This window comes from Roseitalea sp. (genome assembly GCF_984466335.1).
Map to the genome: position 1 here is coordinate 2,155 of NZ_CFIFWG010000036.1, position 19,017 is coordinate 21,171.

Annotated in this window: 19 protein-coding genes; 5 read left to right on the forward strand and 14 right to left on the reverse strand. The window is 66.6% G+C overall.

Annotated features, from left to right (window positions below):
* Positions 1-2,524, reverse strand: a 2,524-nt coding sequence (locus AC5E6L_RS05255; RefSeq protein WP_491771753.1) for a GcvT family protein, incomplete at its 3' end; no start/stop codon positions are given.
* A gap of 243 nt (positions 2,525-2,767) precedes the next feature.
* On the opposite strand from AC5E6L_RS05255, the gene AC5E6L_RS05260 reads away from it, so the two are divergent.
* From AC5E6L_RS05260 to AC5E6L_RS05275, 4 genes are all read left to right on the forward strand, one after another.
* Positions 2,768-3,595 carry a DUF1194 domain-containing protein gene (locus tag AC5E6L_RS05260; RefSeq protein ID WP_491771755.1) on the forward strand — a complete coding sequence of 276 codons (828 nt, stop codon included), beginning with the start codon at positions 2,768-2,770 and terminating at the stop codon, positions 3,593-3,595.
* A gap of 240 nt (positions 3,596-3,835) precedes the next feature.
* Positions 3,836-3,931: a hypothetical protein gene (locus AC5E6L_RS05265; protein ID WP_491771780.1), complete on the forward strand. Its 96-nt coding sequence runs from the start codon at positions 3,836-3,838 to the stop codon at positions 3,929-3,931.
* Positions 3,891-4,142, forward strand: coding sequence for a BrnA antitoxin family protein (locus tag AC5E6L_RS05270; protein WP_491771757.1), 252 nt, complete (start codon positions 3,891-3,893; stop codon positions 4,140-4,142). The genes AC5E6L_RS05265 and AC5E6L_RS05270 overlap by 41 nt, the downstream gene beginning before the upstream one ends.
* A 63-nt stretch (positions 4,143-4,205) precedes the next feature.
* Complete coding sequence (locus AC5E6L_RS05275; protein WP_491771759.1) at positions 4,206-4,871, forward strand: ABC transporter permease; 666 nt, start codon at positions 4,206-4,208, stop codon at positions 4,869-4,871.
* On the opposite strand, the gene AC5E6L_RS05280 is transcribed toward AC5E6L_RS05275, so the two are convergent.
* From AC5E6L_RS05280 to AC5E6L_RS05335, 12 genes are all read right to left on the reverse strand, one after another.
* On the reverse strand, positions 4,868-5,695 hold the full coding sequence (locus tag AC5E6L_RS05280) for an ABC transporter substrate-binding protein (protein WP_491771760.1): 828 nt from the start codon (positions 5,693-5,695) through the stop codon (positions 4,868-4,870). The two genes, AC5E6L_RS05275 and AC5E6L_RS05280, sit on opposite strands and share 4 nt — an antisense overlap.
* A 25-nt stretch (positions 5,696-5,720) precedes the next feature.
* Positions 5,721-6,731: a GlxA family transcriptional regulator gene (locus AC5E6L_RS05285; protein ID WP_491229832.1), complete on the reverse strand. Its 1,011-nt coding sequence runs from the start codon at positions 6,729-6,731 to the stop codon at positions 5,721-5,723.
* Between the two features lie 214 nt (positions 6,732-6,945).
* Positions 6,946-7,107, reverse strand: a complete 162-nt coding sequence (locus AC5E6L_RS05290; RefSeq protein ID WP_491229833.1) for a hypothetical protein — start codon at positions 7,105-7,107, stop codon at positions 6,946-6,948.
* Positions 7,108-7,402: 295 nt separating this feature from the next.
* A complete protein-coding gene (locus tag AC5E6L_RS05295) occupies positions 7,403-8,569 on the reverse strand; it encodes an MFS transporter (protein ID WP_491771763.1) in 1,167 nt (388 codons plus the stop codon).
* Positions 8,570-8,682: 113 nt separating this feature from the next.
* Positions 8,683-10,722: an ASKHA domain-containing protein gene (locus tag AC5E6L_RS05300; RefSeq protein ID WP_491229835.1), complete on the reverse strand. Its 2,040-nt coding sequence runs from the start codon at positions 10,720-10,722 to the stop codon at positions 8,683-8,685.
* Positions 10,723-11,985 (reverse strand): glycosyltransferase, encoded by a 1,263-nt coding sequence (locus AC5E6L_RS05305; RefSeq protein ID WP_491771766.1) that lies wholly within the window; start codon positions 11,983-11,985, stop codon positions 10,723-10,725.
* Between the two features lie 34 nt (positions 11,986-12,019).
* A complete protein-coding gene (locus tag AC5E6L_RS05310; protein WP_491771768.1) occupies positions 12,020-13,120 on the reverse strand; it encodes a methyltetrahydrofolate cobalamin methyltransferase in 1,101 nt (366 codons plus the stop codon).
* A gap of 33 nt (positions 13,121-13,153) precedes the next feature.
* The gene (locus AC5E6L_RS05315; protein WP_491230345.1) at positions 13,154-14,029 is read right to left on the reverse strand and encodes a methylenetetrahydrofolate reductase; all 876 of its coding nucleotides are present in this window, start codon (positions 14,027-14,029) and stop codon (positions 13,154-13,156) included.
* Positions 14,030-14,051: 22 nt separating this feature from the next.
* Positions 14,052-14,363 (reverse strand): virulence factor, encoded by a 312-nt coding sequence (locus AC5E6L_RS05320; RefSeq protein ID WP_491230344.1) that lies wholly within the window; start codon positions 14,361-14,363, stop codon positions 14,052-14,054.
* A 95-nt stretch (positions 14,364-14,458) separates the two neighbouring features.
* Positions 14,459-15,223 carry a formyl transferase gene (locus AC5E6L_RS05325; RefSeq protein WP_491771770.1) on the reverse strand — a complete coding sequence of 255 codons (765 nt, stop codon included), beginning with the start codon at positions 15,221-15,223 and terminating at the stop codon, positions 14,459-14,461.
* Positions 15,220-15,894, reverse strand: coding sequence for an exopolysaccharide biosynthesis protein (locus AC5E6L_RS05330; protein ID WP_491771772.1), 675 nt, complete (start codon positions 15,892-15,894; stop codon positions 15,220-15,222). The genes AC5E6L_RS05325 and AC5E6L_RS05330 overlap by 4 nt, the downstream gene beginning before the upstream one ends.
* Before the next feature lie 64 nt (positions 15,895-15,958).
* Positions 15,959-16,540, reverse strand: coding sequence for a DUF1638 domain-containing protein (locus AC5E6L_RS05335; RefSeq protein WP_491771774.1), 582 nt, complete (start codon positions 16,538-16,540; stop codon positions 15,959-15,961).
* Positions 16,541-16,701: 161 nt separating this feature from the next.
* Here AC5E6L_RS05335 and AC5E6L_RS05340 point away from each other — a divergent pair, with 161 nt between their 5' ends.
* Positions 16,702-17,829 carry a glycosyltransferase gene (locus AC5E6L_RS05340; RefSeq protein ID WP_491771776.1) on the forward strand — a complete coding sequence of 376 codons (1,128 nt, stop codon included), beginning with the start codon at positions 16,702-16,704 and terminating at the stop codon, positions 17,827-17,829.
* 22 nt (positions 17,830-17,851) lie between these two features.
* On the opposite strand, the gene AC5E6L_RS05345 is transcribed toward AC5E6L_RS05340, so the two are convergent.
* Positions 17,852-18,553: a corrinoid protein gene (locus AC5E6L_RS05345; RefSeq protein WP_491771778.1), complete on the reverse strand. Its 702-nt coding sequence runs from the start codon at positions 18,551-18,553 to the stop codon at positions 17,852-17,854.
* Positions 18,554-19,017 lie beyond the last annotated feature (464 nt).

Consider the following 19,017-nt stretch of genomic DNA (forward strand, 5'->3'; position numbering starts at 1 on the left):
GCTCATAGCCGATCCCGGCCACCTCGACCGGATAGTGCTCGCCGAAATATTCGATCATCAGCCCGTTGCCCTTTCGGGCGCGGTCGCGCGGCAGATAGGCAAGCGCGATGTTCCGGCCGACGGTGGGCCCATAGGCGATCGAGGTGGTGTAGGAGCGCCGGCCCAACTCGTCCACCAGCACCGCGCCTGTCGCCCGGTCCAGCACGGGACAGATGCCGACCGGAAAGCGGGCGACGCCTTCTGAGTCGACATTGTCGGTCATCACCAGCGTGCACAGCGTCGCCGGCTGCCGGTTGCGGGCGCGCTGTTCGAGATAGGCTTGCTTGCCGCGGAAATCGGCCTCCTTGACCTTGGGGCGGGCGAGATCGGCCTCCAGCAGATTGTATTCGGTCAGAAGGTCGGCGTTCTGAAGGCGCAGGCTCTTTTCCATGCGGCGGGAATTGGCGTAGGTCTCGACGCCGAAGGCCATGACGCCGAGCGCGCGGATCGCGTCCCAGACGGGCAGGGCCTCGTCGTGGCGCATGTGCAGTTCCCAGCCCTGTTCGCCGACATAGGAGATGCGCAAGGCGGTGACCGCAACGCCGGCGATCTCGATCCGTTTCAGCGTGGCGAAGGGGAAGTTGTCATGGTCGAGCGCTTCGGGGTTGGCGACCAGCTTTTGCAGCGTCGTCCGCGCGTTCGGCCCCCAAAGACCGATGGTGGTGTAGGTTTCGGTCACGTCGGTGACGGTGACGTCAAAGCCCTTGTCGGCGGCGATACGCTTCATGAAGGTGAAGTCGCGCGGGCCGGCATCGGCGCCGTCGATCACCCGGCAGCGGTCGGCCATGCGGATGACGGTCAGGTCGGCGCGCACGCCGCCGTCTTCTTCCAAAAAATGGGTGTAGATGCCGCGGCCGATATTGCGCTCGCCGCCGATGCGTGCGGCGCACAGCCACTCCATCAGGGCGACATGATCGGGGCCCTCGACATCGCAGATGGCGAAATGCGACAGGTTCACCATGCCGACATCGTCGCTCATCTCCAGATGCTCGGCGTTGGAGACGCGCCAGAAGTGGCGATTGTCCCACTCGTTCGCGCGCACTGGCACCTTGTCGGCCCACTTTTCCAGCAGGTGCTCGTTTGCGGCATAGCCATGGGCGCGCTCCCAGCCGCCCAGCTCCATGAAGTGGCCGCCCATTTCCACCTCGCGCGCGTAAAAGGGCGAGCGGCGCACGTTGCGGCCCTTGGAGAAGGGCTCGCGCGGGTGAACGGCGGGATTGTAGATCTTGCATGCCGTTTCGGTGCAGCGGTCGTGGATATATTGCTCTTCGATCTGATGCGGCTGGAAGCGGGCATAGTCGGCGCCGTGAATGTCGATATGGGTGCGCCCGTCGGTCATCCAGTCGGCGATCAGCTTGCCGACGCCCGGCGCGTCCTTGACCCAGACGGCGACGGCGTACCACAGGCCGCGCACTGTCTGCGATTCGCCCAAGCAGGCGCCGCCATCGGTCGTCGCCTGCAACAGGCCGTTGAAGGAGCGCTTTTCGTCATAGCCGAGTTCGCCCAGGATCGGCGTCAGTTCGATCGCCTTTTCAAGCGGCCCTATGACCTGCTCCATGTCGAGGTCACGCTGGGAGGGGGACAGGCGCGCCTCACTCTTTTCGAGGATGTCGCGCGGGTGGACGAGGCGCGGCGCGCGTTCCTCGTAATAGCCCCATTCGATCATGCCGCCCTCGGTCGATTTCGGATCGCCCGTGTCGCGCATATAGGCCGAATTGCCCTGATCGCGTAAGAGCGGCCAGCCGATCTCCCTGCCGGTGCCGGCAAATTCCTCATAGGGACCGAACCACAAGAGCGGATGGTCGACCGGCATGACGGGCAGATCCTCGCCCGCCATCTTGGCGATCAGCCGGCCCCACAGCCCGGCGCAGACGATCACATGATCGGCGCGGACGGTGCCGCGCGCGGTGACCACGCCGGCGATGCGGCCGTCCTCGATCACAAGGTCTGTCGCCGGCAAATTGGCGAAGCTGGTCAATTTGCCGGTCTTTTCGGCGGCCTCGACCAGTTCGCCGGCGACGGCCTGCGAGCGGGGGACGACGAGGCCGGCGTCCGGGTCCCACATGGCGCCCTGGATCATGGCTTCTTCCAGCAGCGGAAACTTTTCCTTGGTCTCGGCGGCCGAGATCATCGAGACGCGGGTGCCGAACGCCTTGCCGGAGGCGACCTTGCGCTTGAGTTCGGCCATGCGCTCGTCGTCGCCGGCGCGCGCCACTTCGAGACCGCCGACCCGCGCATAGCGGCCCATCTTCTCGTAGAAATCGATCGAATAGAGCGTCGTCCAGCAGGACAGATGGTCGTGGCTGGTCGTGTAGCAGAAGTCCGAGGCGTGCGAGGTGGAGCCGATATCGGTGGGGATCGCCGACTTGTCGATGCCGACAATGTCCCTCCAGCCGCGCTCGATCAGGTGATGGGCGACCGAGGCGCCGACAATGCCGCCGATACCGATGATGACGACATTCGCATGTTCGGGAAGAGCTGCCATGGGTCCGCCTCCGCTCGGCAATCGTGATCGCGGGCGCGCTGCGCCCGGTGGCATGTGAGCGTTATCGGCAAGGCGGCGTCAACGCCCTGTCCTGGCTGCGACGGGCCGGCGTCGGATGCGTCGCACGATGCCCGTCCGGCCGCATCGGAATATCGCGCGGATCGATGGCAAAGGAAAAACCGCGCCGCCATATGTACGCCCGCTTGTCCTTTTCCTATCGCGTTCATGTCCTATGGTCGTGCCATGTCGAAGCGCATCCGATTTGCCGCCGCGCTCGCGGCGGCCGCCGTGCTGGCCGCATGTCCGGTCATGGCGCAGCAACGGCAGGTCGACGTCGAACTCGTGCTCGCCGTCGATGTATCCGGCTCGATGCGTTTCAACGAGTTGCAGATTCAGCGACGCGGCTATGCCGAGGCCTTTCGTTCACGCGCGGTGCACGAGGCGATCACCGGCGGCCTGATCGGCGAGGTGGCGGTCCTCTATGTCGAATGGGCGCGATCCGACCTGCAACGCGTCATCGTGCCCTGGACGGTGATCGGCGGCGCGGCCGACGCCGAGGCGTTCGCCGCGCGCCTCGAAGCGGCGCCGATCTCCAACATGCGCAACACGTCGATCAGCGGCGCGATCCTGTTCGGCATCGCCGCGATCGAGGACAATGGCTATGACGGGCTGCGGCGGGTCATCGACATTTCCGGCGACGGCCCCAACAATCAGGGCGGCCGCGTCGATGTCGCGCGCGACGAGGCGATCGATCGCGGCATCGTCGTCAACGGGCTGCCGATCATGGCCGAGCCCTGGATGGGCGGCCTCGGCTTCAACATTTCCGGGCTCGATGCCTATTATCGCGACTGCGTGGTCGGCGGGCCGGGCGCCTTCGTGCTGCCGGTCGACGATTGGGACGGCTTCCCCGAGGCGGTGCGCCGCAAGATCGTGCTCGAACTGGCGGGCAGGACGCCGGAGGCGTGGAGCGGCGATGGCGGGGCCGGTGCGCTGCCCGTTCACCTTATCGATGACGGGCCGGTGGACTGCACCATAGGCGAGAGGCTGCGCGGGATCATGGATTTGCGTTGATCCATTTGTGACGGTGCGTCTTGAAGCGCTTTCGACTGCCTATTATTTGTAGTAACAAGAATTTGTGCGGATCGAGTTTGACGACACGAAGCGGCGATTGACGCTGATGCACCGCGGGCTGGATATGGCCGATGCGGAAGTCTTCCTTGAGGGTCCGACGCTGACCATCGCGGATGACCGGCGAGACTATGGTGAGCCAGGTTCATCACGATTGGTTATCTGGACACGCGTATGGTCGTGATGGTTTGGACACCGAGAGGCGATGTTCGGCGTATCATTTCGTTGAGGAAGGCCAATGCCAGAGAACAGGCGAGAAACAAAGACCGACTGGGTTGATCCCGACGATGCACCCGATCTTTCGACATCCTATTGGCAGGCCAAACTGGATGTGGCGGAGGTTCGACGCGGGCGTCCGCGCGCCGCACACCCCAAAGTGTCGACAACCATCCGCCTGGATGCAGACGTGTTCGATCATTTCAAGGCCGGCGGCAAGGGTTGGCAGACGCGGATCAACGCCGCGCTGCGCAAGGCCATCGAGCATGGCTGAACGCGCCAAGCGCGGGCGAAATCCCAATTCCCTCGCTGAGCCAATCGGTCTATGCCTGCCGCCATGGCTGACGGCGGTGAAATCCTCGGAATTGTCCTCTTGTCGGTGCGGGTCAGCCTGACCGCATCGCTGATCGGCATGGCGATCGGCGCGCCGCTCGGAGCCCTGTTCTGCACCCTGCGGGAGCGCCCGCGGCGCGTGTGGCTTGCGATCTTCTCGGCGCTGCTGGCCGTGCCGACCGTGGTCGTCGGGCTCGTCGTCTATATCGTCCTTTCGCGGTCGGGGCCGCTGGGCTGGCTCGACCTGCTGTTCACGCCGGCGGCGATCGTCATCGCGCAGGTGATCATCACGCTGCCCGTGATCACGGTCTTCTCGCACCGGGCCTGCGCGCCCGCCTGGGCCGACTATGGCGAGCAGGTGCGGCTCGACATCCGCGCGCGCTGGCGCCAGATCGTCGAATTGATGAAGATGACGCGGGCCGGCCTCGTCACCGCGTTCCTGGTGGCGTTTGGCCGGGCGATCTCGGAGGTCGGCGCGGTGATGATCGTGGGCGGCAACATTCGCGGGTCGACGCGGGTGATGACGACGGCGATCACGCTGGAGACGCGCCAGGGCAATTTCAACATCGCCGTGGCGCTCGGCGTCGTTCTGGTGGCGATCTCGTTTGGCGTGACGGTGCTCACCTGGTGGGTGACGCGCGAGCGCGGGTCGCAACGTGCGACGGGCTAACCCGCTTCCTCGTCGCCGGCGATGAAGAACAGTTGCTGGCCGTCGACCCGATAGGCGCGGATCGCCTCGCGGCCCGCTTCGCCGGTCAGCCATTGGTGCCAGGCGGTCGCCCATTCGGTCTCCCGAGGGGGAATGACCTCGTTCGTGACGATGATCGAGGAATAGGGGTTGAACAGGGGCGGGTCCTCCTCGAACGCGATCGCATGGCCGTCCTTGCGGCCGAACTTCACCCAGGTGGCGCGGTCGGTCATGGTGTAGCCACCCATCTGCGTGGTGGTCAGGATGGTCTGGCCCATGCCGGCGCCCGCCTCGCGATACCACGGGCCGAAGCCTGCCGGATCGAGCGCCGCTTCGGCCCAAAGGCGCAGCTCCTTCCGGTGGGTACCGCTGTCGTCGCCGCGCGAGACGAAAATGCTGTCGGTCGCCGCGATCCGCGTCATCGCCTCGATCGTATCGCGCGCGCCCGAAAGGCCGGCCGGATCGGCCGCGGGGCCGATGATGACGAAATCATTGTACATCACATCGCGCCGGTCGGTGCCGTGGCCGTTCGCGACGAACCGCTCTTCGCCGATCCGGTCGTGCACGAGGATCGCCGCGGTATCGCCGCGCCGGCCCATTTCGAGCGCCTGGCCGGTGCCCACCGCGACGACGTCGATCCCGATCCCGGTCGCTTCGGTGAACAGCGGAATGATGGCGTCGAGGAGCCCGGAATTTTCGGTCGACGTCGTCGTCGCGAGTAGAAACCGTTTCTCGGCCGCCATGGCGGGCGCTGCGACCGCGAGCGTCAGCAGCAAGGACAGAACGAGGCGTATGGGGGATGGCATGGCTTGCTCCTGTGTCGGGCGGTGATCAGGCCACCGTCAACTGTTTGCGCTCTGCGCGCTCCTGCTGCGGCGATTTCGCATAGAGTTCGCGATAGCATTTGGAAAAGTGCGACGCGGACACAAAGCCGCAGGCGATCGCCACCTCCACCACCGGCATGGTGGACTGGACCAGAAGATGGCGGGCGCGGTCAAGCCGGATTTCCAGATAGTAGCGTGCCGGCGAGCGGCCCATCTCCTGCCGGAACAGCCGTTCGATCTGGCGGCGCGACAGGCCGACATGCCTGGCGATCTCGACCAGCGACAGCGGCTCGGACAGATTGGCTTCCATCAGTTCGATGATCGAAAGGACGCGCGCGTTCTGGACGCCAAGGCGCGCACGCAGCGGCAGCCTTTGCCGGTCGGTCGCCGCGCGCACGCGGTCGGTCAGCATCTGCTCGCAGACCCGGTTGACCAGATCGTCGTCGAAATCGGCGGCGATCAGCGACAGCATCATGTCGAGCGCCGCGGTGCCGCCGGCGCAGGTATGGATGTTGCCGTCCACCTCGAAAAGGTCGGCGAAGACCTCGGCCTTGGGAAACTTTTCGGCAAAGCCCGGCAGGTTCTCCCAGTGGATCGCGCAGCGCCGGCCGCTCAAAAGCCCCGCGGCCGCGATGACATGGGCACCCGTGCAAAGACCGCCGACGCCGATGCCGCGCGCATGCAGTTCCCGCACGATGCCCGTGGCCGCCCTCGTCGTATGGGTTTCCACATTGACCCCGCCGCAGACCAGGAAAAGCGATGCCCGGTCTGGCGTGCCGATCATCCGCCGCTCGTCGGCGACCGTGTTGCCGGCCATGACCTCGACGCCGTTGGAGGCGGTCACCGGCGCACCGGTCTCGCTGGCCAGCCGCCAGCGATAGGCGTCAAACCCAAGCATCCGGTTGGCCGAACGCAGCGCCTCGACCGCCGAGGTGAAGGCGATCATCGTGAATTCGGGCACCAGCAGGAACACGATGGTGCGAATAGGCGTGCCGCTCCCGGCCGTCCTTGCGTCCATACCCCAACTCCCATCAAGGCCGCGCGCCGAACGCGCGTGGACGATGTCGTCTGTGCGTCACACAATCAGCACTCGGCCGCCCGCGCAAGATGTTTCAGGCGCGCGAGGCGAAACGGCACGGGCCGGCCGGCGGCCGCAACGGTGCAGCGCCCCAACCGCGAGGGCGGGGCGAATGCCGGTTTGCGGGCCGCAGGCGGCCGGTCGGCGTCCGGACTCAGACGAAAAGACCGTAGCTGGCCCCCGCGCGCGCGGCGGTTTCGCCGGGCATGGTGCGCGAAAGGCGATCGCGTGCGAAAACGGTCGTCAGGTTCACGCCGTTCGTCGGCGCGTAGGCGACCCTCGTGCCGGTGCGGAAAAGTCTTGCGAAAATGGTCATCGTTTCACTCCATGCGCTTGCCATTTCACACGGAGCAGCCTTGGCGCGACCGGACGGTTCCGACGACGGTTTGGACCCGTCGCTTGGCGGGAACCCGCCGGCTATTATAAGGACGGCTATCGAACGGTTTGGGATCGTTCGATTCGCCTGTCCCCGTTGGGGCGGCTCATCGGACCCATATGGATAACCGCTGGCGCGATTGCGATGACAAAAGCGAAGCGCCCTGTGAAAATTGCGCCATTGTTGCGCCGGCGCATCATCGCGGTGAACGAGAGGTTAAGCCGCGGTCCTGCGGTCACCTCCGGCGCATCCGGGCAAGCAGGATGTGGATGGCGATCGCCGCCAGATAGCAGGCGATCAGCAGCAGCGGCAGGCCGGCGAAGCCGGCCGTCGAAACGACGATCAACATCAGCGGCGTGCCGGCCGTGTTGCCCAGATTGCCCATCTGGGCAAGCCCGCCATTGGCCAGCGTCCGGTCGGCGTCGGTCGCGTTGAGTTGCGGGACGGCGGCGAAGCTGGCGCCCTGGACCAGGCCCAGGCAGCCAAAAAGGGCGATGCCGACCCACAGGTTCGCCCCGGTCGCCAGGAGCAGCGCGGACATGGCGAGCGAAGCGGCAAAACCGGCGATGACGACGCCGATCGCCGGGATGTACCGCAGGAGCATGACGCCGACCGTCATCGAGGTCGCGATGCTGGCGATCGGCATCCATGTGGCGGCGATCAGCCGGTCGCGCGGTTCGAGCAGCGGCGGCAGGACGGCCAGAAGCGCAACGAAGGTCAGCGTGTAGCAGGCCCAGCCCAGCGCCGGAGCGGCGATGGCCGGATTGCAATAGGCCGCCCGGTGGCGCGCCAGAACGGCCGCGGGGCCAAGGCCGCCCTTTTCGATGCGGGCCCTGGGCGGGGGCGGGAGCAGCGCGGTGGCGATCAGCGCGAAGGCGAGCATCCACGCGCCATGGGCGGCAAACAGGCCCGGCAGCCCGGCGCGCGCGATGATCGTCGGCGCGGCCAGCGCCACGGCCGCGAAGGCGACGCCGAAGAAGGTGCCCCACAGCGTCAGCGCCGCGCCCTGGTGTCTTTGCGGCGTGACCCGGGCGATCAGCGTCGGCGTGACGACGACGATGGCCAGGTGCGAGAAACCCTCGACGAAGCGGGTCGCCAGCATCACCTCGAAGGGCGGCATGAGCGCTTGAAGCAGGGAGATCGCGGCGCCGAGATAAAGCCCCCCGAGCAAGAGGCGGCGCAGCCCGATCCGGATGGCCAGGAAGCCGGCTACCATGCCGAAAACGATGCCGAGCAGGGAAATCAGCGAGACCAGGAAGCCCGAGGCGACCCCCGTGCTGCCATAGGCAAGCTGGATCTCGGGAAGGACCACGGCGACCTTGGCGAACTGCGCGGCCGCGCCCAGCCCGGCAAGCCAGAGCAGGAGCACGAGAACGAGCGGGGAGGCGGGCGTCCGGATCATGGCCCGGCTTTAGAGCATGTCCTGTTTGGCTTGAAGCGCTTTGGTGGATGAGATTTTTCGTGGCCCGCAAGGACAATGCCCCTTCGACAGGCTCAGCGGCGCGATGCAGCGCATCAGCCTCGGCCGCGCCGTCCCCGGCGGCGGCGCGGGGGCGCGCCGTCGCCCGTGTCGTTGGCCGGCCGCGGCGCGCGCGGCGGCAAGGTGACGGCCTCGGCAAGGCGCGGGAACGCGTCCTTCTTGTTGGGCAACGCCATGGCGGCGACGAAATGGTCCTGGAACCTGGGCTCCAGCGCCGTCTCGATCTTGTCGATCGTCCGGACCGTCTCCTCGATCTGGCGGCGATAGTCGCGGTTGATCAGCGCCATGCGCGCGCCGGTGCCGGCCGCGTTGCCCACGGCCTTGACGTTGTCGAGGTCGCAATCGGGGATCAGGCCCAGCACCATCGCATATTTGGGATCGATGAAGGTGCCGAACGCGCCGGCGAAGCGGATGCGGTCGACCTTTTCGAGACCCTGCCTGTCCATCAAAAGCCTGATGCCGGCATAGAGCGCGGCCTTGGCGAGCTGGATGGCGCGGATGTCGTTCTGGGTGACCGCGATCCTCTGGGCGCCCTCGTGCAGCACGTAGGAGAAGGTGCGGCCGTCGGCGACGATCCGGGGCGATCTTGCGGTCAGCGCGCCGTCGATCACGCCGTCCTCCGAAATGATGCCGGCGAGGAACATTTCCGCCACCACCTCGATGATGCCCGAGCCGCAAATGCCGGTGACGCCGGTCTTTTCGGCCTTTTCGGCAAAGCCCGGCTCGTCGGACCATGCATCGGTGCCGATGACCCGAAAGCGCGGCTCCAGCGTCGCCGGATCGATGCGCACGCGCTCGATCGCGCCATTGGCGGCGCGCTGGCCCGATGAAATCTCGGCGCCCTCGAAGGCGGGACCGGTGGGCGAGGATGCGGCCACGACGTGATCGGCGTTGCCGAGCACGATCTCGGCATTGGTGCCGACATCGACCATGAGCATGATGTCGTCCGACCGGTGCGGGCCTTCGGACAGGGTGGCGGCGGCGGCGTCGGCGCCCACATGGCCGGCGATGCAGGGCAGCATGTAGAGCCGGGCGCCGTCCGCCAGATCGAGGCCGTTGGCGCGGGCGGGCATTTCGACCGCATCGGAGACGGCGAGCGCGAAGGGCGCGCCGCCCAGTTCGGTCGGGTCGATGCCCAGGAACAGGTGATGCATGATCGGGTTGCCCACGAAGACCGCGTCCAGAATGGCGGCGCGATCGATGCCCGAGGTCTCGACCACCTCGCCGACCAGCCCGTTCACCGCATCGCGCACGGCGTCCGTCATCGCCTCGCGCCCGTCCGGGTTCATCATCACATAGGAGACGCGGCTCATCAGGTCCTCGCCGAAGCGGATCTGCGGGTTGGACGCGCCGGCCGAGGCGATGGTCAGGCCCGACAGAAGCGAGACCAGATGCAGCGCGATGGTGGTCGAGCCGATGTCGCAGGCGATGCCGTAGGCCTCGTTCTTCAGGCCCGGCCAGAGCGCGACGAGCGTGGCCGGACCGTCCGCGACCGGCTGGTGCACCGCCGCCGTCACCGCCCATTCGCCCTTGCGCAGGATCGCCTGGACCCGTGGCGGCAGATGCGGGTCGGCGGACAGGGTCTTGAACCCCCAGTCTTTCCCGAGCGCGGCGAACAGCCGGTCGAGATCGCCCAGAGGCTTGTGCATGTCCGGTTCCTCGACCTCGACATAGCACAGTTGCAGCGCCGGATTGCGCGGGAAGGTCCTGGTGTCGGCCGCCTTGCGCACCAGTTGCGTGTTCACCTGGGCGTCGGCGGGCACGTCGATGACCAGATCGCCCTCGACGGTCGCCGAGCAGGACAGGCGCCGGCCTGGCTTCAGTTCGCGCTTTTCGGCATAGCGCCGTTCCTTGGCGCCGAAGGCCGAGATGTGGTCGGCGGACGAGGTGATGGCGTGCTTGGCGAACCGGCCCTCGGCCACCTCCACCTGGCAGCGCCCGCATATGCCGCGCCCGCCGCACACGCTTTCGACATAAACACCCAGTTCCCGCGCGGCATCGAGCACCGGCGTTCCTTTCGGAAAACGCCCGCGCCTGCCGGACGGCATGAACAGGACGAGGGGGTCGGTTGTCATTCAGGTCTCCAGCATCGACTCGACCAGCCGTGCGCCCTCGGCGGCGCCACCTTCCTGGCGGATCGCGGCGCCGAGCGCTTGGGCGGCCTTGGCATAGGCCGGCGTCTGCAATTCGAAAAGGGCGTTGCTCAGGCTGTCCGAAGTCAGGCGGTTGAGTGGCAGTGGTGCGGGGCCTGCGCCTTGGCTGGCGACCATGTTGCCCCAGAAGGGCTGGTCGCCAAAGACAGGGCAGACGAGCGTCCGTCGGCCCCAGCGCAGACCCTCATGGGTTGTGCCTGCGCCGCCATGGTGCACGACCGCGCTGCATTCGGGAAACAGCCGGTCGTGCGGGGCGCTGTCCAGAACATGGATGCCGTCGTCGGCGGTCACCTGCGAAAGCGCGCCCCATCCCTTGGCGACGATTGCGCGGGTTCCGGTTTGCCTGAGCGAAGCCAGCACGGTCGCGGTGGTTCGCTCCGCATCGGCTGCGGGCATCGAGCCAAAACCAACATAGGTTGGCGGCGGACCCGCTTTAAGGAAGGCCGACAGGTCCGCGGATGGCTGCCAGTTCGTGTCCGGTTTGGTGAACCAGGCACCGGTGACGTGATCGTCGCCGGTCCAGTCGGCCGGCTTCGGCACCAGATGGGTGCTGTGGGCGTGCAACCGGAGAACGGCTTTTGTCTCCGGATGGTAGCCAGCCAGCACGTCGATGGCGGGCCTTGCCTTGACGTCCGGGTGGCGCGGGAACCATCTCTTGAGCATGGCGCGGTAACCGAGCCGCATCGCCGGGATCATCAACGCCCACGACAAGCGGTTGCCGAACCGCCCAAGCGCCGGAAGGGGGGCAAGCGGGTTGGCGAACGTGCGTGTCGGCACATAGCCGGGTTGCAGAAAGCTCGGCACAGCGGCCGTCCCCAACGCGCGGGCGATGTAGGCGGCGATAAACGCCTTGGGGTGGTAGACGATCAGATCGGACTTTGTGTCGCGGGCGATGGTCCAGAACTCGTCGAGCTGTCGCTGCATCAAATCCTGTGTCGACCGAAAGGCGTCCCACTTGCCTTTCAGGGTACGCAGCGCCGCCTGGATGTCCGGGTTGTCTAGCATCGCCTCAACGTCAATCGACAATGGCGCGCTGGTCATGCCGCGCCCCTCTATAAATTCGTCAAAGCCGCTGCCGGTCGATAAAGTGACGTCATGGCCGCGCTCGGCCAGTCTTTCGCCTAGCGCGACATAGGGCTGCACATCGCCGCGCGAGCCCAGTGTCATGATCAGGATACGCGCCAAGTCGGTGCTCCGCCGCCAAGGGGCGACGCCTTCGCTAGCCTCGCGCCCGGGCCGCACGACCGCCGCGGCGGCCGCCGGCGCGGCCCGCGCTTGCATTGGAATTGGCCGCCGAAGCCGACGCAGGCTTGTTGAACGTGATCCAGTCCGCGCCGCCCTCATCATGGTCGAGCAGGAAGTTGGCGGCGCGGATGGCTTCCATTTCCTTGCCCGCGCGGGGCCTGGTCGAGCCCATGCCGAAAAGCCGGACGAAGGTCTCGTCGTCCATATCCGGCGGCAGGATGACGCCGGCGGCCTCGACGGCGGCCTTCTTCTCTGCGAGCTTCCTGGGGCCGACGGGCAGGGCGACCGGGTTCATGATCGCGCTGGTCATGCCCGCCGCGAAGGCCATCGGCAGGAACGCGTTGTTGATGCCGTGGCGGTTGGGCAGGCCGAAGGAGATGTTGGAGGCGCCGCACGTTGTGTTGACGCCCAGTTCCTCGCGCAGCCGGCGCACCAGCGTGAACACCTGATGGCCGGCGGTGGCCATGGCGCCGATCGGCATCACCAGCGGGTCGACGACGATGTCGTGGGCGGCAATGCCGTGATCGGCGGCGCGCTCGACGATGGTCTTGGCGACGGCAAAGCGCACGTCGGGATCCTCGGAGATGCCGGTGTCGTCATTGGAAATCGCCACCACCGGCACGTCGTACTTCTTGACCAGCGGCAGGACGATCTCCAGCCGTTCTTCCTCGCCCGTCACCGAGTTCAGAAGCGGACGGCCCTTGGCGGCCTTCAGGCCGTTCTCCAGCGCGCCGGGCACGGACGAATCGATGCACAAGGGGCAGTCGGTCACGTTCTGGACCATCTCGATGAGCTTGGGCATCAGCATCGGCTCGACGAAATTGTTGTCGGCGTAGCGCGCATCTTCGGCCATCTTGTTGGAAAACACCGCGCCCGAATTGATGTCGAGCACCGTCGCGCCCGCCTCGACCTGGGCGATCGCATCGGCTTGCACGCGCGAGAAATCGTCGCGTTCCAGCTCCTCATTGAGGATCTTGCGCCCGGTCGGGTTGATCCGCTCGCCGATCACGCAGAAGGGCTGGTCGAAGCCGATGAGGGTTTCCTTTGTCGCCGAGGCGACGACCGTGCGAACCATGGTCTCAATCCCGAAAAAGGGGTCACCCGAACGTCAGGCACCCTGTTGGACATGTGGATATATGGATGTCTTTATATCCCATGATCCGCGATCCGCAAGCCATTCGGCCGCCTTTTTCATGCCGCCGAACGGGAAGACGTGGATCTGGCGGATCGCACCGGCCGGATCGGCGCGCCAGGCCGCCTCGATCGGGCCGACCACGCTTTCGGGCGAATGGGAGGTGGCGAGCGTTGCGATCGAGCGCATGTTGCGCTTGAAGAAGCTCAGAGAGTTGCCGACGCCGCACATGGCCGCGAACCTGATCAGCGTCGTCACCTTGGCGGGTCCCGCAACGCCCAGATGGACCGGCATGTCGATGCCGGCCGCGCGCAGGCCCCGCGTCCAGGCCGCGAATTTTTCGCCGTCAAAGCCGAACTGGGTGACGATGCGCATGCGCGCGCCCGTGCGTTCGCCGAAATTCTTCTTGAGGCGCAAAGCTTCGAGCGCGACCTGCTCGGTGAAGTCGGGCGAGCCTTCCGGATGGCCGGCGACGCCGATGTCGGTGACGCCGTGCCGGTCGAACAGGCCCGTTTCGAGCACCTGCATGGTCGAGGTGAAGGCGCCGGCGGGGCGCTCCAGCCCGCCGCCGATGACGAGCACGTCCCTGACGCCGGCCTCGCCGGCCATCGCCTTGACGCGCTCTTCGAGCGCTGCGTGCGTGGTCAGCCGGCGCGAGGCGAAGTGCGGAACCGGCTCGTAGCCCATATCCCGCACGCGCCTTGCCGCGCGCACGAGCACGGGGGAGGGATCGGAGCCGACATCGGTGATGTAGACGCGCGTGCCCGGCGGGAAGAGGCCGGCAAGGCTCGCCGATTCGGCGGCCTGTTTCGGAGCGACCTCGATCGAGGCAGGTATGCGCTGCTGGTTCATGGCACCGGTCCCGTGGCTGCCGTCATGCGGCGTCGTTGCGTTCAAAGCCCTCGGCCTTGATCAGGGCCTTCAGGCGTTCCTGCGTATAGTCGGCTTCCAGGCGTTCGGCCGCCTTGTCGGCTTCCATGTCCAAATCGTCTCCGACCGGCTCCGGGTCGCCCTTGCGCCATTCGGCCAGATAGGCATCGCTGTCCCTTGCGCCCACGCGCATCGCGCACATGTCGATCGCCTCGGTGAAGCGCAGCGACAGCTCGCGCTTGGCCGCCTCGCGCCGCTTCTTGACGATCACCTGGGCGGGAATGTCGCGCCAGTAGACGATGATCCTGTTAGCCACATCTGTTCCTTTCGAGCATGACAATGGGTGAGTTCCATCGCGCCGGCTTCCTTGGCGGCGACGCGTGCAAATCCAAAAGCGACAGCGCCTCGCGCTTACCATGCGCGCCGGCGCAGGCCGGTCGCGATCCAGCCCCAGAGCGTGGGGTGATAGTGCTGATGCGAGGCGCCTTGCGGCTGCGGGTCCATCACGCGGCCGGCCAGCGCTGCGTCGACGGCGGCCACGCACAGGTCGGCGCATTGCGCGGTGAGCGCGTGATGATGGGTGAAGATGGTGTCGCGCGGATCGGGCTTGCAGATCTTCTGCGCGATCACCTTTCCGGTGTCGACGCCGGCGTCGACGACATGCACCGTCCCGCCATAGCGCTCCGGCCGGCCGTTCGCGATCGCCCAGTAGCCGCCATTGACGCCGCGATAGTCGGGCGTGATGCCGGCATGGAAGTTGATGGCGGGGCAGGGGAGCCGTTCGAGGGTCGCCCTGGTCAGCATCCGCGCCCCGATGATGAACAAAAGGTCCGGCGCGTGCTCTTCGAGCGCGGCGATGAAACCCTGATCGTTTGCCGGGGGCACGTCGATGGTCGGCACCGCCTCGGGCCAGGCCATGCTGACCGCGTGGGCGGCCGCGATCTCGGCAAAACGCCGGTCCAGCAAGCGCTTGGAAAGGCGCGCGCCGACCATCACCGGAAGCTGCCCTGCGACCCGCGGCCATCCGAGCCGCCGCGCGCGGCGCCTGAGGAAAACGGCCCTGGGCTCCGGCGGCTCGCGCATGACGGTCAGATCATCGAAGACCGCCGCGAGCGCGTTGACGATCATGGCCGGCGCCGAACCGCCGGACGTCAGAACAACGATCCGTGCCGTCATCGCTGTCCAATCCAGTGCAGCGCGAAAACGCCCGCGGTCACGAGCACGCCGGCGATGATCAGGATCGCCACGATGCCCAGACCGACGCCGATCCAAAGCCAGACGCCGTCACGCTCGGACAGGGCCAGGCCGCATATCGCGCAGGCGAAGGCCGGCAACCAGTTGCCGAACGGTACCGGCAGGATCACCGCGATGCCGAGCACGAGCGCGCAGACGCCGATCGCGCGTTCGGCGCTCCGGGTCGTCGAGAACGGCCAGCGGCGGGGCCTGATCAGCGTTTCGAGCCGTTCGAGCAACGGTATGATGCGCCGCGTCATCCGGCCGAAGCGCTCGCGGCTCATCGAGCGCCTGAGGAAGAAGTCGGGCAGCCAGACCGTGTGGCGGCCGGCGACCATCTGAAGCGCGACCAGCACGATCGGCACGCCCAGCACCACCGTCGAGCCGGGCGGGAAGGGGAGCATGTTGATCACGCACGTGAAGACCAGGAAGGTCGCGAAGGACCGGTCGGCGAGCGCGTTGCGGATGCAGCGCACCGTGACGTCGCCGTGCTCGCGCGCGGCAAGTTCGCGCATCACCTGCGACAGCGCGCGCGGCCGGTGGGGCCGCCCGGCGTCGTCGGGCGGTGGCGGGTCGGCTTCGGTCCTGTCCTGTTCGAGCATCGGGCGGTTCATAATCGGTCATTCATGGCGCACCTTCGCCTCGGTGTCATCGCCCCTCCTCATCGCACGGATTTGTTTACAGACCTTTGTCCGGCGCCGCGGACGCCGCGCGCAGCGCCGCCGCAAGGTCGCCATGGCCCGTTAGGCGCCGTTCGAACGCCAGGCCCAACCGCTCGGCTGCCGCGCGCGCCTTGACGGTCAGGGCCGCCTCGTCGGTCTGGGCGATGTAGAGCAGGCGGGTATAGTGCGCGAAATAGACATCGCGCAGTTCGGGATGGCGGTCGAGCCCCAGAGGCCGGATCAGGAACGCGTCCAGATGCCTGGCCAGGAAATCGGTCATGAAGAAGGTCGTCAGATATTCGTCCTGGTCGGCCGCGGCGAAGGCGTCGTTGCCGATGTAAAAGGAAAAACAGTGCGGCCCGGCGATCCGCTCCACCCCGTGGCGTTCGCAGACCCTGTCGAGCATGCCGCCCGTGCCGCAATCGGCATAGCCGACGAAGATGCGCTCGAAGCCATCGGCGCGCGCCTGCTCGATCGCCTTGTCGACGGCGGGGGCGATCCTTTCGGGATGATGGTGGAAGTCGGCCGGAAGGCAGGTGAGCGAAATGTGATCGAGCCCGTTGGCGCGGCACACGTCCAGGATTTCGCGCGCGATCATCCCGCATCCGATGACGCGGACGGGGGCGGGACCTGGAATCTGTTTACTTTTCGGCATGGTCGGTCAGTTTAATATGTTCGCGGCCGGTCGCCTTGCCCGATTGCGCCCGGCGGGCGAGAGGTATAGGGCTTTGCCCTGCTTTTCCAAGTGGAACGGTTGACGTGAAGCACCAGACCATAGCCGCTGACGCCGAACCGGTGGCCGCCGCGCCGGCCCTTTCGGTCGTGCTGCCATCCTATAACGAGGCCGAGAACATCCCGGTCATCGTCGGCCGGATCGGCGGTGCGCTGGGCGGGCTCGCCCACGAGATCATCGTCGTCGACGATGACAGCCCGGACGGCACCGCGGCGGTGACGCGCGCGGTCGCGCGCGCCCATCCGCATGCGCGATGCATCCGCCGGGTCGGCCGTCGCGGCCTGTCGGGAGCCTGCGTCGAGGGCATGATGGCCGCCAACGCGCCCGTCATCGTGATCATGGACGCCGACATGCAGCATGACGAGACGCGGCTGCCGGCGATGCTCGCCGCAATCGCCGACGGCGCAGATCTGGTGATCGGGTCGCGCTATCTTGAGGGCATCAAGGCCGGCGGCGGCTTTCACAAGAAGGCCCGCGCCAGGGGCAGCGAACTGGCGACCTCGCTTGCCAACATGATCACCGGCCGCTACACGACCGATCCGATGAGCGGCTTCTTCATGCTGCGGCGGGACGTTGCCGACCGCGTCGCCGGCTCGGTCTCGCGCGAGGGGTTCAAGATCCTGTTCGACATCGTCAGCCGGTGCGGCGCGGAACTGGACATTCGCGAGGTGCCGTTCGCGTTTCGCGAGCGCGTTGCCGGCCAGAGCAAGCTCGGCTTTCTGGTCACCATCCAGTTCCTTGGACTTTTGGTCTCGCGCTTCACCGGCGGCCTCGTGCCGGCGCAGTTCCTCTTGTTCGCGATGGTCGGCACGTCCGGTCTTGTGGTGCACATGGCCGCACTTTACGGATTTTCGGCGTCCGGCCTCAACTTCACCCTGGCGCAGACCTTTGCGACCTATGTCGCAATGTCGACGAACTTCGTCTTCAACAATCAGGTTACCTATGGACATCGCAAGCTCGTGGGCAGCCGATTCTGGGGCGGTCTTGCGACCTTTTATGCGGTCTGCTCGATCGGCGCGCTCGGCAACATCGCCGTGGCCGAGCGCATCTTCGAATGGGGCGCCCCGGTCTGGATCGCCGGCCTGGCCGGCGCCGTCATGAGCGCCCTGTTCAACTATGCGGTGACCAAGCTCGTCACCTGGCGCGACGCCTGATGCCGGCGGCGCCGGTATCCGGTCAGGCGTGCTCCATCCGGTTGTGGCGGCGCTTCATGAACAGTTTCGCCGTCTCGACCGCCACCGCCGCGTCGCGGCAATAGGCGTCCGCGCCGATCGCCTGGCCGAACTCCTCGTTGAGCGGCGCGCCGCCCACCAGCACGATGTGGTCGTCGCGGATGCCCTTTTCCTTCATCGTGTCGATGACGACCTTCATGTAGGGCATGGTGGTGGTCAGGAGCGCGCTCATGCCGACAATGTCGGGCTGCTCGCGCTCGATCGCCTCCAGATAGTTCTCGACCGGATTGTTGATGCCCAGATCGACCACGTCGAAGCCGGCGCCCTCCATCATCATGCCGACCAGGTTCTTGCCGATGTCGTGAATGTCGCCCTTGACGGTGCCGATCACCATCTTGCCCAGCTTGGGGGCGCCCGTCTCGGCCAGGAGCGGGCGCAAAATGGCCATGCCCGCCTTCATCGCGTTGGCCGACAGCAGCACCTCGGGCACGAACAGGATGCCGTCGCGGAAGTCCTCGCCGACGATGCGCATGCCCTCGACCAGCGCCTTGGTGAGCACGTCGTAGGGCACCCAGCCGCGTTCGAGCAGGATCCGCGTGCCCTCGACGATCTCATCCTTGAGCCCGTCGTAAAGGTCGTCGTGCATCTGCTGCACCAGCTCGTCGTCCGCAAGCTCCGACAGGACGATGTCTTCTTCGTCAGACATTTACGGTCTCCCAACCGGCCGAGTTGACTTTCGATCATAGGCGGGATCGAACCCCGCCAAGTGAGATGGGTGCGACCTCCCATGAAGCGAATACGACAAAAAGCCGCCACCCCGACACGCACCTTCTCGGCGTACAGGTCGTTCGGCTTTGATATAATGATATCTTTATATCGTTATTTATGGTGATGGCAAGGCATTTCCGCATGCGGGACGTGTCGCAGCGGCGCAAGGCGAGGGCGTTGTGGGCAATGTGTCGGGAGCGGGCGCGCGCGAGACTTCGAACGAACGGCGCGTGGCGCCGCGATCCGGCGTGGATGGAGAAGGGCATGGACCAGAACGACGTTGCGGCCGACGCCGAAGCATCGGGCGAATCGGCCTCGGGCGCCGGTGCGCGGCGCGGACGCCGTGGCGCGGGCGGCGCGGCGGCGCGGCGTGCCTCGCGCGCGGGCGCGGCGGCGGGCCGA

Excerpts from the sequence above, each read along its gene's own strand:
- AC5E6L_RS05265 (WP_491771780.1), top strand. The coding sequence starts at position 3,836 with ATGGTTTGGACACCGAGAGGCGATGTTCGGCGTATCATTTCGTTGAGG.
- AC5E6L_RS05270 (WP_491771757.1), top strand. The coding sequence starts at position 3,891 with ATGCCAGAGAACAGGCGAGAAACAAAGACCGACTGGGTTGATCCCGAC.
- AC5E6L_RS05330 (WP_491771772.1), bottom strand. The coding sequence starts at position 15,894 with ATGAACCGCCCGATGCTCGAACAGGACAGGACCGAAGCCGACCCGCCA.
- AC5E6L_RS05325 (WP_491771770.1), bottom strand. The coding sequence starts at position 15,223 with ATGACGGCACGGATCGTTGTTCTGACGTCCGGCGGTTCGGCGCCGGCC.
- AC5E6L_RS05285 (WP_491229832.1), bottom strand. The coding sequence starts at position 6,731 with ATGGACGCAAGGACGGCCGGGAGCGGCACGCCTATTCGCACCATCGTG.
- AC5E6L_RS05300 (WP_491229835.1), bottom strand. The coding sequence starts at position 10,722 with ATGACAACCGACCCCCTCGTCCTGTTCATGCCGTCCGGCAGGCGCGGG.
- AC5E6L_RS05275 (WP_491771759.1), top strand. The coding sequence starts at position 4,206 with ATGGCTGACGGCGGTGAAATCCTCGGAATTGTCCTCTTGTCGGTGCGG.
- AC5E6L_RS05310 (WP_491771768.1), bottom strand. The coding sequence starts at position 13,120 with ATGGTTCGCACGGTCGTCGCCTCGGCGACAAAGGAAACCCTCATCGGC.
- AC5E6L_RS05315 (WP_491230345.1), bottom strand. The coding sequence starts at position 14,029 with ATGAACCAGCAGCGCATACCTGCCTCGATCGAGGTCGCTCCGAAACAG.
- AC5E6L_RS05335 (WP_491771774.1), bottom strand. The coding sequence starts at position 16,540 with ATGATCGCGCGCGAAATCCTGGACGTGTGCCGCGCCAACGGGCTCGAT.
- AC5E6L_RS05345 (WP_491771778.1), bottom strand. The coding sequence starts at position 18,553 with ATGTCTGACGAAGAAGACATCGTCCTGTCGGAGCTTGCGGACGACGAG.
- AC5E6L_RS05295 (WP_491771763.1), bottom strand. The coding sequence starts at position 8,569 with ATGATCCGGACGCCCGCCTCCCCGCTCGTTCTCGTGCTCCTGCTCTGG.
- AC5E6L_RS05260 (WP_491771755.1), top strand. The coding sequence starts at position 2,768 with ATGTCGAAGCGCATCCGATTTGCCGCCGCGCTCGCGGCGGCCGCCGTG.
- AC5E6L_RS05280 (WP_491771760.1), bottom strand. The coding sequence starts at position 5,695 with ATGCCATCCCCCATACGCCTCGTTCTGTCCTTGCTGCTGACGCTCGCG.
- AC5E6L_RS05290 (WP_491229833.1), bottom strand. The coding sequence starts at position 7,107 with ATGACCATTTTCGCAAGACTTTTCCGCACCGGCACGAGGGTCGCCTAC.